Source organism: Saccharopolyspora sp. NPDC045941, from assembly GCF_056431445.1.
This window is the reverse complement of sequence record NZ_JBWKKU010000002.1, coordinates 200,791-215,436: the sequence shown is the minus strand read 5'-3', so window position 1 is coordinate 215,436 and position 14,646 is coordinate 200,791. Positions and strand designations below refer to the sequence as shown.

Genomic DNA, 14,646 nt, shown 5'->3' with positions numbered 1-14,646 from the left:
CCCCCGCCACCACGCGGCCCGCAGCCACCCCGCCAGCCTTGGCCACCGCAGGGCCCGCGCGGCGGGCAACAGCGTCCGGGTCCCCGGCCGCCGCAAGGTCCGGTCCCCCAGCCGCCACAAGGCCCGGCCCCCCGGCCGCCGCAAGGCCCGGCTCCCCGGCCGCCACAAGGTCAAGCTCCCCGGCCGCCACAAGGTCCGGTCCCCCGACCCCAGCAGCCGCAACGCCGTCCTCCGTTACCTCCGCCCGGCACGCAACCCCTGCGCCCGCAGCAGGGAGCGCCGATCTTCGACCAGCCGACCCGCCGGATCGCACCACCGCCGGCCGCGCGCCCGCTGCCGCCGCAGACCACCGTGCGATTGGCACCGCAACGCCCGCCGCAGCCGATGCCGCACATGCGGCCGCCGCAGCGCAAGAGCAACACCGGTGTCATCGTCGCGCTGGTGCTGGTCGGCATGGCGCTGCTCGGCGTCGGCACCGTCGGCGCGATGGCCGCGTCGATCACCTCGAGCCGGGCTTCGGACTACAGCAGCACCAGCAGCCGCTCGACGTCGACGGATTCCAGCGAGACCGAGACTTCCACCGACACGACGACCAGCAGCAGCGAGGAATCCGAGACCTCCACGTCGACCAACGGCTCCGACGAAGAGGTCAAACCGGTCTCGGCACTGGGCGACCACCCGTTCAACATCCCGGGCAACGGCGCGATGAACACCTCGTGCAACCTGCCCCGCTTCAACACCGACGTCACGTCGCAGGACCGCTTCTACCAGGCCGCGCTGCCTTGCCTGATGGAGGCGTGGGCCCCGGCGCTGGAGAACGCCGACCTACCGGTCCGGACGCCCACCGTGATCACCACCGGGGACAACATCGAAACGCCCTGCGGGACGCGGCGGTGGAACCAGACCGCGATGTACTGCCCCGGCAACCACACGATCTACATGACCGCGCGCTACTACGCCCAGGTCGAGCAGCGCACCAAGGCCGGCGTGTACCTCGGCCAGTTCGCGCACGAATTCGGCCACGCGCTGCAGGGCATGACCGGGATCAACAGCGCCTACGGCGACGCGTCCTACGACGCGGGCGGCAGCTCCACGTCGGCCGGGCTGGAACTGACCCGGCGCTCCGAGCTGCAGGCGACGTGCTTCGAGGGCATGACGCTGGCCGCGTTGCAGAACGGCGGCGTCAGCAACGACTTCATCTTCCCCGCGCTGGAGGACTCCTCCGATCGCGGCGACGAGCACACCAACGTGCGCGACCACGGCAGCACGTCGACCAACGCCGCTTGGGTGGAGCAGGGGTTCCGGAAGAACCGGATCACGGAGTGCAACACCTGGCTGGCGGCGGCCTCCGACGTCGACTGACGGGGCTCAGGACCGGCGGAGCATCAGCCCGTAGCCGCCGCCGGCGACCGCGGCGAGGGTCAGCAGGACCCAGTTGGCGCGCTGCACCTGGCCTTTCAGCTCGGAGTCGGTCGATCGCGCCGGGCGGACCACGAAGTCCTCGCCCGGGTCGGCGGGCACCTGCACCGGCAGCTGCTGGCCGGGGGCGTGGCCGCAGCCGTCGAACGGCGCTCGCCGCACCGCGCCGTCGATCCGGACCTCGACGAGGTCCCGCGCCGAGGCGGCGCCGCACGGGCGCGACTCGATGACCGTCGCCGTCGCCGGCCGCATCGCCTGCCCGGCCTCCGTCACCAGCGGCCACAGCGTCACCGCCGCCACCGCGAGCCCGAGCGTTCCGAGGACAAGCAGGATCGGCGCCACCGACGCCGAACCTCGTTGCCTTCCCACGACACCGATATTGGCAGAAAGCCGAACGGTGCCGACCGTCACTCGGGGCAATGGCGGGATCACGTCCGGTGCCATGCCGGGCTCGGCGCGAAATCGCCGGACGCTAGGCGTCCGCGGGTGTCACCTTCTTGACGTAGAGCAGCCGGTCACCGGCCTCGATCGCATCGGCTTCCGGGGCGTCCACCCGGTAGAGCTGTCCGTCGCGCACCACGCCGAGCACGATGTCCGAGAGGTGCCGCGGCGAGCCGCCGACCTCCTGCGGTTCGACCTCGCGCTCGGCGATCGCCAGGCCCACATCCGGCGTCAGCAGGTCCTCGAACATCTCCACCACCGACGGCGTCGAGGTCGCCATGCCCAGCAGGCGGCCCGCCGTCTCGCTGGACACCACCACCGAGTCCGCGCCGGACTGGCGCAGCAGGTGCACGTTCTCGGCCTCCCGCACCGCCGCGACTATCTGCGCCTTCGGCGCGAGCTCCCGCGCGGTCAGGGTGACCAGCACGGCCGTGTCGTCGCGGGCCGGGGCGACCACGATGGCCCGCGCCCGCGGCACGCCCGCCACGCGCAGCACGTCCGAGCGGGTGCCCGAGCCGTTGACGGTGACCAGGCCTTGCGCGGACGCGGTTTCCAGCGATCGCTGGTCGGTGTCGACGACCACGATGCGCCCGGGCTCCGCGCCGTCGCCGAGCAGTGCGGTGACCGCCGAACGGCCCTTGGTTCCGTATCCGATGACGACCACGTGGTCGCGCACCCTGGACCTCCAGCGTTGGATCTTGAAAGCCTGTCGAGAGCGCTCGGTGAGCACTTCCAGTGTGGTACCGACCAGCACGATCAGGAACAGCACCCGCAGCGGCGTGATGACCAGCACGTTCACCAGCCGGGCCTGCGGGGTGACCGGGGTGATGTCGCCGTAGCCGGTGGTGGACAGCGACACCGTCGCGTAGTAGACGGCGTCCAGCAGGTCCAGCTCACCGCCCGCGGAGTCCCGGTAGCCGTCCCGGCCGAAGTACACGATGAGCACCGTGGCGGCCAGCGCGAGCATCGCGCCGATGATCCGGCGGATGATGGAGCGCACCGGGCTGATCGTGCTGCCCGGCATCCGGATCACGCCCACCAGCGCGTGGTCGGGCCGGCTGGTCAGCTCCTCCTCGTCGGTGCGGCCACCGATGAAGGGGTGCGCCAGCCGCTTGGGACTGCGCCGCATCATGACCCGTGCCCTCCGGCTCCTGCCGCGCGACTCGGAAGCGCCTTCTCACCACTCACGGCGCAGAACAGTAACCCTTGACGGCGCGCCGGGTGCGATGCGGCACCGGCAGTTCGGCGACGAGTTCTCCTGCAGGCCGGAAGACCTGGTCTGGACTTGGCGGTGCCGCGGCTTACCATGCAGCGGTGCAGCAGCTTCAGCACGCGGCGCGCGCCCTGGGATGGGACGGCCGACTGATCCCGGACGTCGAGGTCCTCGGTGCGCGGTTCGCCGCCGTGGCGCGGATCAGGCGCGACGTCCACGAGTGGCGCAGTCTTCACGGCTGGGGGCCGGAGCTCAACCCGGCCTGGTTCCGGTCCTGGTCCGAGCCCTGCACGCACGACCAGGTGCCGGTGGCCGCGGTCGATCTGCTCGGGCTGCTGGTGCCGGTGTCCCGCTCCCGCCACGCGCTGCGGGCGTGCGGGACGTTGCTGACGTTGGCGCCGTGCGCGGTCGTGCTGCCCCAGGGCTCCAAGTACAAGCCGTTGCGGATGCTGGAGCTGGACTACTACGGCGTGGGCGTGGTCAACGCCGGTTTCGAGGGCCCGGCCGAGCTGGTGGTCACACCGGAGGACCGGACCGCAGAGTTCGGTTCGTCCATGTTCGGCCGCTGGCTGCTGGAGGTCCTCTACTCGCGGCTCCTCGAACTCCCCCAGCTCACCGAGAACGCCTGAGCGCAGACGTCAGGCAAGCGGCGGTAGCCGCTTGCTCCTCGCGGGTTCTCAGACTCTTCTCGCGAGGACGAATCCGCAGCGAGAAGGCGTCCGAGACTCCGCTGAAGGCCGCCGCGAACCCGTCCTGACCTACGCCAGGACGTATTCGTGCCAGTTGAGCTGCTGCGGGTTCCAGCGCATGCCGCGGCCTTCCTTCAGGGCGCGCAGGGCCTGCATCGTGTGTGGCCAGCGGCGGATCACGTTCGCCAGCGCGACCGGCGTCATCAGGTCGGCCGAGCGCCGGTGGTCGCCCGGGCCGAGCAGCGCGATGCCGCCGGGCGTGGAAATGATGTCGGTCAGCGGCGCCTGGCCGGACAGGGCGGCCTGCTCGACGCTGAGGATGCTGTGCGGCTGCAGTTCGCTCGGCCAGCTGTTGCGGTCGATGTCGGCGGCGACGGGCTGGTCGCAGCTGCCGCACTCGCACTTGAACTCGCTGGCCCAGCCGTGCTGCTTCCACGACCACACCGCGGCACCGCCGGTGTCCAAATCGGACAGTGCGGCGACGTGCGGCCAGGCCCCGACGACGGCGCTGAGCATCGTCTTCTTCGACGGTCGCGGGTTGCGGCCCGGGCCGTCGAAGGACCAGGTGCCTTCGTCGTTCCGGTGCACCCGCACCAGCGGGGCGCGCATCGCCAGGACGTCGGCGTCGACGTTCACTTCGGATTCCGGTGGCGTGTTGAGCTTCCAGTCCGTGTTCATCGCGGGCATAGTCATCCGCCGCGAACCGCGATCTCAAGCTCCGCCACCCGAACGTGTACTGATCCTGGCGCCGGGCGTGATCCCGCTGACGCGGACATCTCCGCAGGTCAGTGCTCGTGAGCACGTTGGATCGCTATAGCAGCACAAAATGCTCACGAGGCCTGACCAGGCCGAACGGTCACTGCGCCGAGGGCACCGAGGTGATGAGGTTCCGGAGGCCGTCGGCGTCGAGGAGGTCGGCGGGGCGGAGCGTGTAATCGTGGCGGACGTAGTGGAACGCCGCGCGGACCTTCGCCAGCGGCGTGCCGGAGAGCTCCGCCCAGGCCAGCCGGTACGCCGCGAGCTGCACCGACAGCGCCGGGATCTGGTCGCCGCCCGGCACCGCGCCGGTCTTCCAGTCCAGCACCGTCCAGCCGCCGTCGGCGTCGGCGAACACCGCGTCCATCCGGCCGCGCAGCACCACGCCCTCGACCTGGGTCTCGAACGGCACCTCGACGCGGTGCGGCGTGCGGTCGGCCCAGGAGCCGGCCAGGAACGCCTGCTGCAGATCGGCGAGCTCCTCGTGCACCGGCGCGGATTCGTCGGCGGCGCCGGGCAGTTCGTCGAAGTCCAGCAGCGCGGTCGAGGTGAACCGGTGCTCCAGCCAGGCGTGGAACGCGGTGCCCCGCCGGGTCATCGGGTTCGGCGGGAACGGCAGCGGGCGGCGCAGCCGCCGGGCGAGGGTGTCGGAATCCTTGGCGAGTTCGACGAGTTGGCTCACCGACAGGTGGTCCGGCAGCCGCACCTGCTCCCGCCGCTGCGCGGCCGCGGCGCGCTCGGCCAGCAGCACATCGACGTCCCGCGCCCAGCCGTCCTCGTCGTCCTCGTCGTCCTCCGGCTTTGAATCATCCACAGTGGACATCGCGGCCCGCACGAGCTCCGCGCCTTCGGCCACCGCTGCGCGGCGCGACCCCAGCGGATCGACCGGCCACTCCGCGCAGCGCACGGCGTCGGCGAGCGGGTTCGTCGCGTCCTCATCGGGTTCCGGCGTCCACAGGTCGACGACCCCGGCCCCGGATTCGCCCAGCACCTCGGCCAGCTGCCGCAGGAAGTCCGACGGCCCCTTCGGCCGGTCGCCGTTCTCGCCCCACCAGTGCCCGGACAGCAGCAACGTCCGCTCCGAGCGCGTCACCGCGACGTAGAGCAGCCGCCGCTCCTCGGCGAGCCGGCGCTCCTCGAACTCCTCGTCGTGGATGCCCAGCGCCTCGGTGACCTCCTTGCGGTCCAGCCCGAACAGCCGCTCGACGTCCAGCCGGGGCAGGTCCTGGGCGTCGCCGCGGAGTTCGGCGGGCAGTTCGGTGGCCGACCGCAGCCACGACGAGGACTTCCGCTTGCCGGGGAAGACGTCGTTGACCAGGTGCGGCACGGCGACGACCTGCCACTCCAGGCCCTTGGCGGCGTGCACGGTGAGCACCTGGACCCGGTCCTCGGCGACTTCGACCTCGCCGGGTTCCAGGCCGTCCTCGGCTCGTTCGGCCGCTTCCAGGTAGTCCAGCAGCGCGTGCAGCGTGGCCGACGGGCTCGCGGTCGCGAAATCGGTGACCGAGTCGGCGAACGCGTCGAGGTGGATGCGGCCCGCGCCGACCGGTCGCGCCATGCTCTCGATGTCCAGCAGCAGCGTCCGCTCGACGTCGGCGACGAGCTCCGGCAACGGCTGGTCCAGGCGGCGCCGCAACGAGGCGAGTTCGCCGCCCAGCCGCCGGATGCGCCGGTAGCCGTCGCCGGAGTAGCGCTCCGCGTCACCGGGGTCGTCGAGCGCGTCGACGAGGCCGGCCTGCTCGGCGTTCTCACCCGGCAACGCCGCGGTGACCACAGCGGACGGGTCGGAGGATTCGGGCTCCCCGAACACCTGCGTCCCGAGCTCCCTCGCGCGGTCCCACAGCGCGGCGATGTCGGCCGCTCCCAGGCGCCAGCGCGAGCCGGTGAGCAGCCGCATCGCGGCCGTTCCGGCGAGCGGGTCGACCAGCAGCCGCAACGCGCTCACGAGGTCGCGGACCTCGGGCTCGTCGAGCAGCCCGCCGAGCCCGACGACCTCCACCGGCAGGCCTCGTTCCCGAAGCGCCGCCGCGATGTCGGACATGTCGGCGCGGCGTCGCACCAGCACCGCCGCGGTCGGCGGCCGGCCCGTTTCGTCCAGCGCCGCCTGCCACTGCGCGGTGACCTGGTCGGCGACCCAGTCGCGTTCGGCCCGCACGTGTTCGCTCAGCACCAACCGGATGTCGCCGGGTTCGGCGCCGTCCCTGGCGCGCAGTTCGTCGACTTCCAGCCCGGTCTTTCGCAGCGGTTCCGAGACCGCGTTGGCGACGTGCAGGACCTCCGCCGGGTTGCGGAAGCTCGTCAGCAGCCCGTACCGGTGCGCCGGGGCCTTGCGGCCGTCGTCGACGCGCGGGAAGTCGGTGGTGAAGCGCGGGAGGTTCGCCGCGCTCGCGCCACGCCAGCCGTAGATGGCCTGCGCCGGGTCGCCGACGGCCGTGACCGGCAGCGGGCGGTCACGGCCGAACAGCGAGCGCAGCAGCACCCGTTGCGCGTGGCCGGTGTCCTGGTACTCGTCCAGCAGGACGGCGCCGTAGCGGGCGCGTTCCCCGTCGACGACCTCGGGATGCTCGGCGGCGAGCAGTGCGGCCAGTGACATCTGATCGGCGAAGTCCATCGCGCCTTCGCGCCGCTTGCGCTGCGCGTACTCCTCGACCAGCGGCAGCATCGCCACCCGCAAGCGTTGCGCGGCAACGACTTTCACCAGGTCCTGCGGCAGGTTCGCGCGCTGGCCCTTGGCGCGCGGCGCGTTCTCGACCGCGTGGCAGACCTTCTCGGCGTGCGCCCGCAGGTCGTCCGGGCGCACCAGGTGCTCGGCGAGCTCACCAGCCAGCGAGAGCAGGTAGCCGGTGACCGTGGACGGGACCTTGTCGGTGTCGATGTCCTCGGTCCAGGTCGCGACCACGCTGTGCGCGAGCTGCCAGGACGCGGTCTCGGTCAGCAGCCGCGCGCCCGGCTCGACCGGCACCCGCAGGCCGTGCTCGCCGACGAGCCGCCCCGCGTAGGCGTGGTAGGTCAGCACCGTGGGCTCTTCGGTGAGCACCGCGGAGCGCAGCTGCCCGCTCGGATCGACGTCGTCGAGCAGTCCCGATCCGGCGAGCCGGCGCAGCCGGGCGCGCACCCGGTCGGCGAGCTGCCGCGCGGCCTTGCGGGTGAACGTCAGGCCGAGGACGCGTTCCGGCGTCACCAGCCGGTTGGCGACCAGCCACACCACGCGGGCGGCCATCGTCTCGGTCTTCCCCGCGCCCGCACCCGCCACGACCAGCGCCGGTTCGGCGGGCGCGGCGATCACCGCGGCCTGCTCCGGGGTCGGCGGGTGCAGCCCGAGCGCCTGCGCGATCCGATGTGGACTGATGGCCGCGGGCACCGGCTGGGCCTCGGGTGGCCGGCCGTTCATGCACGGCCCCCGGGCCGAGCTCCGCAGAGGGAGTCGAAGCAGTACCCGATCACTGCGCGACCTGTCTTCCGGCCGGGTGGACGGGGCAGCAAGTGCGCGCCGGGCACCGCGCGCAGTCGGAGTTCTCGCTGGCCACGTAAGCCGGGCCCAGGCTGGATGCGGCGGCGGTGTGCACCACGTCGAGCCACACCTCGATCCGCTCGGTGTCCAGAGCCTGCTGGACGCGTTCCGTCGCCGCGCCCTTCCGGTCGGCCTTCGCGACGTAGAGCAGCCGCGCCCCGCCGGGCCCGTCGTTGTCGCCGAACGCGCCCAGCGCGGCGGCCAGCTGGTACACCGCCAGCTGCGGGTGCTCCTCGGCATCGCCCTTGCTGACCGGCGTCTTCCCGGTCTTGACGTCGACCACCACGGGTCGGCCGCCGGCATCGACCTCCAGCCGGTCCACGCGGCCGCGCAGCCGCAGCCACGGCCCGCCCTCCCGGCCCTGGACCGTGACGTCCAGGTCCTTCTCCACACCGATCTGGGTGAGCTCGGCCCGCGATTCCACCAGCCACGTCACGAACGCGTCGAGCATCTTCTCCACGCGCGTGCGCTCCTTGCGCGAGAACCACGGTGCGCCGGCGTCCACGGATTCCCAGGCGTCGTCCAGGGCTTTGTGCAGCTGCGCGGTGTCCGCACCGTCCGCCGCGGCCTGCACGAGCGCGTGCACGAGGGTGCCGGTGACGGCGGCGAGCTCGGCGGTGTCCTGGCCGCCGTGCCGCTCGACCAGCCAGCGCAGCGGGCACTTGGCCAGGATTTCCACAGTGGACGGTGACACCTTGACCGGATCGTCGCCGGTCACCAGCGGCGCCGCGGTGGAGCTCTCCGGCAGCCCGTACCAGGCGTCCGGGCTGGCCCCCGGCACCCCGGCGTTGGCCAGCCGCGCGAGCTGCGCCGCCGCCCGCTGCCGCCGCGCCGGATCCGCCTCCGCGTCGCACACCACCCGGCGCAGCTCGCCGACGAGATCGCCGAGCGCCAAGCCACGTTCCGGGCGGGCGATCGGCCGCTCCACCGCGTCCGGGTCGCTGACCACGCCCTCCAGCTCGTCGAGGAACCGCGACGGCTGCTCGTCCTCTCCTCGCACCGCGCTGACCAGCAGGTTCCGCCGCGCCCGGCTCGCCGCCACCAGCAGCAGCCGCCGTTCCTCGGCCAGCAGCGGGGCAGTCGCCGACACGCGCTCGGCGTCCACTCCGGACAGCACGTCGACCAGCCGCTCCACGCCGAGCAGCGATCCCCGCAGCCGCAGGTCGGGCCAAATCCCTTCCTGCACACCGGGAATCGCCACGACCTCCCATTCACGGCCGCTCGCGGCGTGCGCGGTGAGCACCGACACCGCGTTGTCCCGGGGCGCGGTCGGCGCCAGCGAGCTGCCCGCGATCTGCTGGCTGGTCAGGTAATCCGCGAAACCGGCGACGTCCGCGCCCGGCAGCCGGTCGACGAACTGGGCGGCCGCGTCGAACAACGACACCACGGCATCGAGGTCGCGATCGGCCTGCGCACCGGCCGCGCCGTGCCGCTCGGCCTGCGCCACCCACCGCTTCTCCAAGCCGCTGGCCTTCCACACCCGCCACAACGTGTCCTCGACGGTGTGCCCGGCGGCGACGGAGTCGGCAGCGGTGCGCAGCAGTCCCGCGAGGCGGCGGGCCGGTGCGGCGGCGGAGTCTTCGAGCGCGGCGAGCCGGTCGTCGTCCTGCAGCACCTCCACCAGCAGTTCACCGCTGGCCCGGCTACCCCCGGCGGCGAGCTCCAGGCGGCGGAGCCCGCGACGCAGCCGCCGCAGCGCGAGCGGGTCAGCGCCGCCGAGCGGCGAGGCGAGCAGCTCAGCGGCAGCGTCCGGGTCAAGCGCCTGCGGGCGCGCAGCGCAGCGCAGCAGCGTCAGCAGCGGGCGGACCGCGGTGCGCTGCGCCAGCGGCAGGTCGTCGATCGGCAGCGCGATCGGCACGCCGGCCGCCAGCAGGGCGCGGCGCAGCACCGGGAGCGACAGGCCGGTCGAGCGGACCACGACGGCCATGTCCGACCAGACGATCTCGTCGAGCAGGTGCGCCCGGCGGAGCTGGTCGGCCACCCACGCCGCCTCCTGGGCCTCCGTGGCCAGCAACCGCACCTGGACCGAACCGCTGCGCCCGTTCTCGGGCTCCACGAGTTCGCGCTGCGGGCCCGCGCCGGGCAGCCGCGCGGCCAGCCGCTGCACGGCCTCCCGGACAGCCTTGGACATCCGGTGGTCGACGGTGAGCACCTCGGTGTTCGTGCCGTCCGGGTCGGCGTCCAGCAGGCAGCGCGGATCGGCGCCGCGGAAGGAGTACACCGCCTGGTCCGGGTCGCCGGCCAGCACGAACTCGGCGGCCGTGTCGCCGAGCCGCCGGGTCAGCCAGTACTGCTGCGGGTCGAGGTGCTGCGCGTCGTCGACGAGGACGTAGCGCACGCGGTCCTGCTCGGCCGCCAGCAGCCCGGGATCGGTGTCGAACGCCAGCAGCGCCGAGCCGACCAACTCCGCCGCGTCCAGCGCGGGGGCCTGCGCGCCGCCCGCTCCGCGCAGCAGCGTTACCTGCTCGTACTGCCGGGCGAACCGGCCGGCGGCGATCCACTCGGGACGGTTGTGCTGCCGGCCGAGGTTCACCAGTCGCTCGGGTCCCACGCCGCGCTCGGCGGCCCGCAGCAGCAGATCGCGCAGCTCCTCGGCGAAGCCGGGCACGGTCAGCGCCGGGCGCAGCGTCTCGGGCCAGTCCCGGGCGCCGCCCTCGACATCCCCGGCCAGCAGGTCGCGCACCAGCGCGTCCTGGTCCGGGCCGTTGAGCAGCTGCGGGGGCGGTAGCTGCTCGCGCACGGCTTGCAGCCGCAGCACCGCGAAGGCGTACGAGTGGACGGTCCGCACCAGCGGTTCGGGCGCGGTCCGCAGGTCGTCCGTGGAACCGGTCAGCAGCCGGGTGATCTCGGTGCGCATCCAGGCCGCCGCGCGCCGGCTGCCGGTCAGCACCAGGACGTTCTCCGGCGATACCCCGCGGTCGCGGATGCGCTCGGCGGCCAGCTGCGCGATCAGCGTGCTCTTGCCGGTCCCGGGCCCGCCCAGGATCCGCAGGAGGCCGTCGCGGTGCGCCAGCGCCCGCTGCCCGGCGGTGTCCCAGACCGTCCGCCGCCGAGCGGGTTCGGCTCGGCGCACGAGCACGGGCGCGGTCGGGGATGGCACGCATCGATGGAATCACGCGCCAACGACAAGGTCGCGCAGGGCTCGCTGATAGGCCCAGCTCAACGAGAAATTAACAGAACCTTTTGGTGGTATGAACCAATTTCGCTCTCTGGCAGTGTGCTGATCGTCACAGCGCCTCCCCCGGCTGTGACCTGCGAAAGCGCGCCCCGAGCGCGATCAACTCCCCCGAAGGAGGAACCGTGAGCAAAGTCCGCAAAGCCCTGCTCGGCTGCGCCGCGGTCGCCGGTGCTCTGACCATCGGCGCGGCGCCCGCACTCAGCGCGGAGACCTCGGCCCCGGCCTCGACCAGCGCAGCGGCACCGGTCGCCGCGTCGCCCTACCTCTACATGGGCTGGGGCAACCCGCCCAAGCCCAGCGAGGTGATGAGCGCTACCGGGATCAAGGACTTCACGCTGGCCTTCATCCTCTCCGACGGCGGCTGCAACCCGGCCTGGGACGGCAACCGCCCGCTCGACGCCGACAAGGCCGTCATCGACGAGATCCGGGCCGCCGGCGGCGACGTCGTCCCGTCCATCGGCGGCTGGGCCGGCAACAAGCTCGGCGAGTTCTGCCAGGACGCCCAGTCGCTGGCCGGCGCCTACCAGAAGGTGATCGACGCCTTCGGGCTCAAGGCCATCGACGTCGACATCGAGGCCAGCGAGTTCGAGACCCCGGCCGTGCAGGACCGGGTGCTGGAGGCGCTGAAGATCGTCAAGGAGACCAACCCCGGCGTGCAGACGGTGGTCACCTTCCCGACGCTGGCCAGCGGCCCGAACGACGTGGGCAAGCGGATGATCGGCAAGGCCAACGAGATCGGCGCGAACGTCGACGTGTGGACGCAGATGCCGTTCAACTTCGGCGGTTCGGACATGGCGGCCGACACGATCCAGTCCACCGAGGGCCTGAAGGAGGTACTCAAGAGCACCTTCGGCTACAGCGACGCGGAGGCCTACGCGCATGCGGGCATCTCGTCGATGAACGGCAAGACCGACGTCGGCGAGACCGTCGACCAGGCCGCGTTCCAGAAGATGGCCGACTACGCCAAGGAGAAGGGCCTCGGCCGCTTCACCTTCTGGGCGCTCAACCGGGACCGCCCGTGCAACGGCGGCGGGCCCTCGGACTCCTGCGGCGGCATCGACCAGCAGCCGTGGGACTTCACCAAGATCGTCGCCGGCTTCCAGGGCTGATGCCGGAGCCGAGGCACCGTTCCCGCTGATCAGGTCTCGTGAGCGTTTTGGAGTACTTAAGCGCTCCAAAGCGCTCACGAGCATCTACCAGCGGAAACGGTGCCTCAGCGCGTTCGGTGTGCGGGTGCTCCGCGGCAGTGTGCTTGGAGTACCTTCGGGCTCGTGGACGAGGAGACCGTGGAGCAGGTGCGAGCCGTGGTGGCGTCGATCCCGCCCGGATCGGTGCTGTCCTACGGAGACGTCGCCGAACTCGCCGGCCTCCGCTCGGCGCGCCTGGTGGGCCGCATCCTCGCCGAGGACGGCGGCGACCTGCCGTGGCACCGGGTCCTGCGCTCCAACGGCACGGTCGCCGACCACCTGCGCCGCCGGCAGCTGGAACTCCTGCGCGCAGAAGGCGTCCTCGCCGACGGAGCCCGCATCGACATGCGCCGGTACCGCTGGGGCGCCTGACGAATCCAGCCGACCTCTCACGATTCCGGGGCCGGCAACCGACCGTCGCCGAAACAGGCCACTGTGGACGGTCAGCGTGCGGCGCGCTTCGGGAGTTCGTCCGCGACGAGCCGCACCAGCGATGCGGTGCGGGCGCGGTCCGGCATCGCGTACGGCAGGCCCGCCGCGTCGATCGGCGCCGCCGTGACCGGCCCGACGCAGGCGATGAACACCTTGTCGCGCAACGCTTCCTGGAAATCCTCGCCGCGCCCCGTGCGGTCCGCGCGAGCCAGCAGATTGGTCGCGGCCGGCGCGCTGGTGAACGGCAGCGCATCCACCTCGCCCCGCAGCACCGCGTCGATCAACCGGTCCAATGCGGACAGGTCCACCGGATCCGTCCACCGGTAGACGGTCACCGCCACCACCTCGGCCCCCGCCGCCCGCAACGCTTCGCGGAACCGCAGCATCGGATCGCCGTGCACCTGGAGCACGACCCGCTTCCCCGCGAGATCGCGCGCCAGCAGGTGTTCCAAGATCTCCGCGGACTCCTCCGACGGCGAGGTCCAGGACTCGACCAACCCGGCACCGCGCACGGCACCGCGCGCCTTCGCACCCCGCGCCAGGATCTCGGCCGAACGCAGGTGCGCCAGCAGCCGGTCACCGACGCCGGTGTGCTGCGCCGCCTCGATCCAGCCCCGGAACCCGACACCGGTGACCGCCACCGCGTAGTCGACCGGCGCCGCGAGGACGTCCTCGGTCGCCGCGGCCAGCTCGCCGTCCTCGGGCAGCGGCACTGTGTGCATCGCCGCCCCGAAGAGCACGCGAGCACCGCGGCGGCTGAACAACGACCCGATCTCGGCGGCCTTGCGCTCCGCCGTCACGCCGACGGTGAAGCCGCTCAACACTCCCTGCACCGCCCAATCGTCACACAACCCCGGCGCCGGGCAGGGCAACCGGTCAGAGGACTTCGAGGACCATCTGGGAAGCGCGTTCCAGGCCCGTCAGGGTCTGCGACGACGAGCGCGGGTGCAGCGCGTGCACCGAGAGCCGGAACAGCAGGGCCCGCAGCAGGGCCTGCGGCCACTCCGAAAGGTGAGACCAGCGCTCCACGATGGCCGGATCGGCCCCGCCCCACGCCAGGGCGTCGATCACCGCCACCGCCGCGGCCCACTCGGCGGGCCGCCAGTACGGGTTGAAGTCGATGATGCCGGGCGCCACGTCCTCGGCGAACAGCACGTTGCCGAACAGGTCCCCGTGCACCACCTGCGGGCGGAGGTCGACCTCCCGCCGCGACCCGGCGAGCACGTCGTAGAGCCGACCGCCCTTCTCCTGCGGCAGCACGTACTCCTCTTCGCCCCAGGCCATCCGGTCGGCCAGCGCGTAGATGTCCTGCCGCGCCTGCAAGAAGCGCGGCCGGGCCAGGAACCGGCTCGCCGAGTGCAGCCGCAGCGACATGGCCACCACGTCGTCGTGCCGCGGCTCGGCCTGGCCTTCGAGGTTCCGGCTGGCCGACCAGCCGGACACCACCCAGCGACCGTCGGTGGAGCGAACCGGGCGGGACACCCGCACGTCGTCGGGCTCCAGCAGGTCCAGCGTCTGCGCCACCCAAGCGGCCTCGGCGGTGTTGGCGGCCGGCTTGAGCACGATCTCGCCGCACCGCCAGGCGACCGCGCCGTCCAGCGGCTCGGGTTCTTCGACGCGCGCGCCGAATGCCGCGCGCACGTGCGGCGGTGGCGGCTCCGGCGTGTGGGTCACGGACGAGACGCTACCTAAATGATCGCGATTTCCGTAGCAGGCACTCCGCGCGCCGCATCCGATCCCGCGATTTCGCGACTACCGTGGTGTCTTTTCGGACGACGAACCCGCCCCGCACCTCGGTGCGGAGCGGGTTCGGGGTTCGG

The 14,646-nt window shown here is 72.5% G+C and carries 11 protein-coding genes; 4 read left to right on the top strand and 7 right to left on the bottom strand.

Annotated features, from left to right (window positions below; translation table 11 throughout):
- The first annotated feature begins 351 nt into the window (after positions 1–351).
- Positions 352–1,362 carry a neutral zinc metallopeptidase gene (locus AC07FN_RS02805; RefSeq protein ID WP_478394035.1) on the top strand — a complete coding sequence of 337 codons (1,011 nt, stop codon included), beginning with the start codon at positions 352–354 and terminating at the stop codon, positions 1,360–1,362.
- A gap of 6 nt (positions 1,363–1,368) precedes the next feature.
- On the opposite strand, the gene AC07FN_RS02800 is transcribed toward AC07FN_RS02805, so the two are convergent.
- Together AC07FN_RS02800 and AC07FN_RS02795 are read right to left on the bottom strand one after the other, a co-directional pair.
- Positions 1,369–1,788 (bottom strand): hypothetical protein, encoded by a 420-nt coding sequence (locus AC07FN_RS02800; protein WP_478394034.1) that lies wholly within the window; start codon positions 1,786–1,788, stop codon positions 1,369–1,371.
- Positions 1,789–1,891: 103 nt separating this feature from the next.
- A complete protein-coding gene (locus AC07FN_RS02795) occupies positions 1,892–2,884 on the bottom strand; it encodes a potassium channel family protein (RefSeq protein WP_478394086.1) in 993 nt (330 codons plus the stop codon).
- Positions 2,885–3,174: 290 nt separating this feature from the next.
- On the opposite strand from AC07FN_RS02795, the gene AC07FN_RS02790 reads away from it, so the two are divergent.
- On the top strand, positions 3,175–3,702 hold the full coding sequence (locus AC07FN_RS02790; RefSeq protein ID WP_452618330.1) for a hypothetical protein: 528 nt from the start codon (positions 3,175–3,177) through the stop codon (positions 3,700–3,702).
- A gap of 129 nt (positions 3,703–3,831) precedes the next feature.
- Here the strand turns inward: AC07FN_RS02790 and AC07FN_RS02785 are convergent, their stop codons facing one another.
- The 3 genes from AC07FN_RS02785 to AC07FN_RS02775 all read right to left on the bottom strand — a co-directional run bounded on the left by AC07FN_RS02785 (position 3,832) and on the right by AC07FN_RS02775 (position 11,129).
- A complete protein-coding gene (locus AC07FN_RS02785; protein WP_235883438.1) occupies positions 3,832–4,440 on the bottom strand; it encodes a hypothetical protein in 609 nt (202 codons plus the stop codon).
- A 178-nt stretch (positions 4,441–4,618) separates the two neighbouring features.
- The gene (locus AC07FN_RS02780) at positions 4,619–7,909 is read right to left on the bottom strand and encodes an ATP-dependent helicase (RefSeq protein ID WP_478394033.1); all 3,291 of its coding nucleotides are present in this window, start codon (positions 7,907–7,909) and stop codon (positions 4,619–4,621) included.
- 49 nt (positions 7,910–7,958) lie between these two features.
- Entirely contained in the window at positions 7,959–11,129 is a 3,171-nt protein-coding gene (locus AC07FN_RS02775; RefSeq protein WP_478394032.1) for an ATP-dependent helicase, read from the bottom strand.
- Between the two features lie 200 nt (positions 11,130–11,329).
- On the opposite strand from AC07FN_RS02775, the gene AC07FN_RS02770 reads away from it, so the two are divergent.
- Positions 11,330–12,316, top strand: coding sequence for a chitinase (locus AC07FN_RS02770; RefSeq protein WP_478388584.1), 987 nt, complete (start codon positions 11,330–11,332; stop codon positions 12,314–12,316).
- A 162-nt stretch (positions 12,317–12,478) separates the two neighbouring features.
- Positions 12,479–12,766 (top strand): MGMT family protein, encoded by a 288-nt coding sequence (locus tag AC07FN_RS02765; protein ID WP_132483254.1) that lies wholly within the window; start codon positions 12,479–12,481, stop codon positions 12,764–12,766.
- Positions 12,767–12,837: 71 nt separating this feature from the next.
- Here AC07FN_RS02765 and AC07FN_RS02760 read toward each other — a convergent pair whose 3' ends face one another.
- A complete protein-coding gene (locus AC07FN_RS02760; protein WP_478394031.1) occupies positions 12,838–13,659 on the bottom strand; it encodes a uroporphyrinogen-III synthase in 822 nt (273 codons plus the stop codon).
- A gap of 43 nt (positions 13,660–13,702) precedes the next feature.
- A complete protein-coding gene (locus tag AC07FN_RS02755; RefSeq protein WP_132483250.1) occupies positions 13,703–14,500 on the bottom strand; it encodes a TIGR02569 family protein in 798 nt (265 codons plus the stop codon).
- Positions 14,501–14,646 lie beyond the last annotated feature (146 nt).

What these genes read in the sequence shown, in the direction of transcription:
- AC07FN_RS02795 (WP_478394086.1), bottom strand. Translation starts at nt 2,884, where the DNA reads ATGCCGGGCAGCACGATCAGCCCGGTGCGCTCCATCATCCGCCGGATC.
- AC07FN_RS02785 (WP_235883438.1), bottom strand. Translation starts at nt 4,440, where the DNA reads ATGAACACGGACTGGAAGCTCAACACGCCACCGGAATCCGAAGTGAAC.
- AC07FN_RS02780 (WP_478394033.1), bottom strand. Translation starts at nt 7,909, where the DNA reads ATGAACGGCCGGCCACCCGAGGCCCAGCCGGTGCCCGCGGCCATCAGT.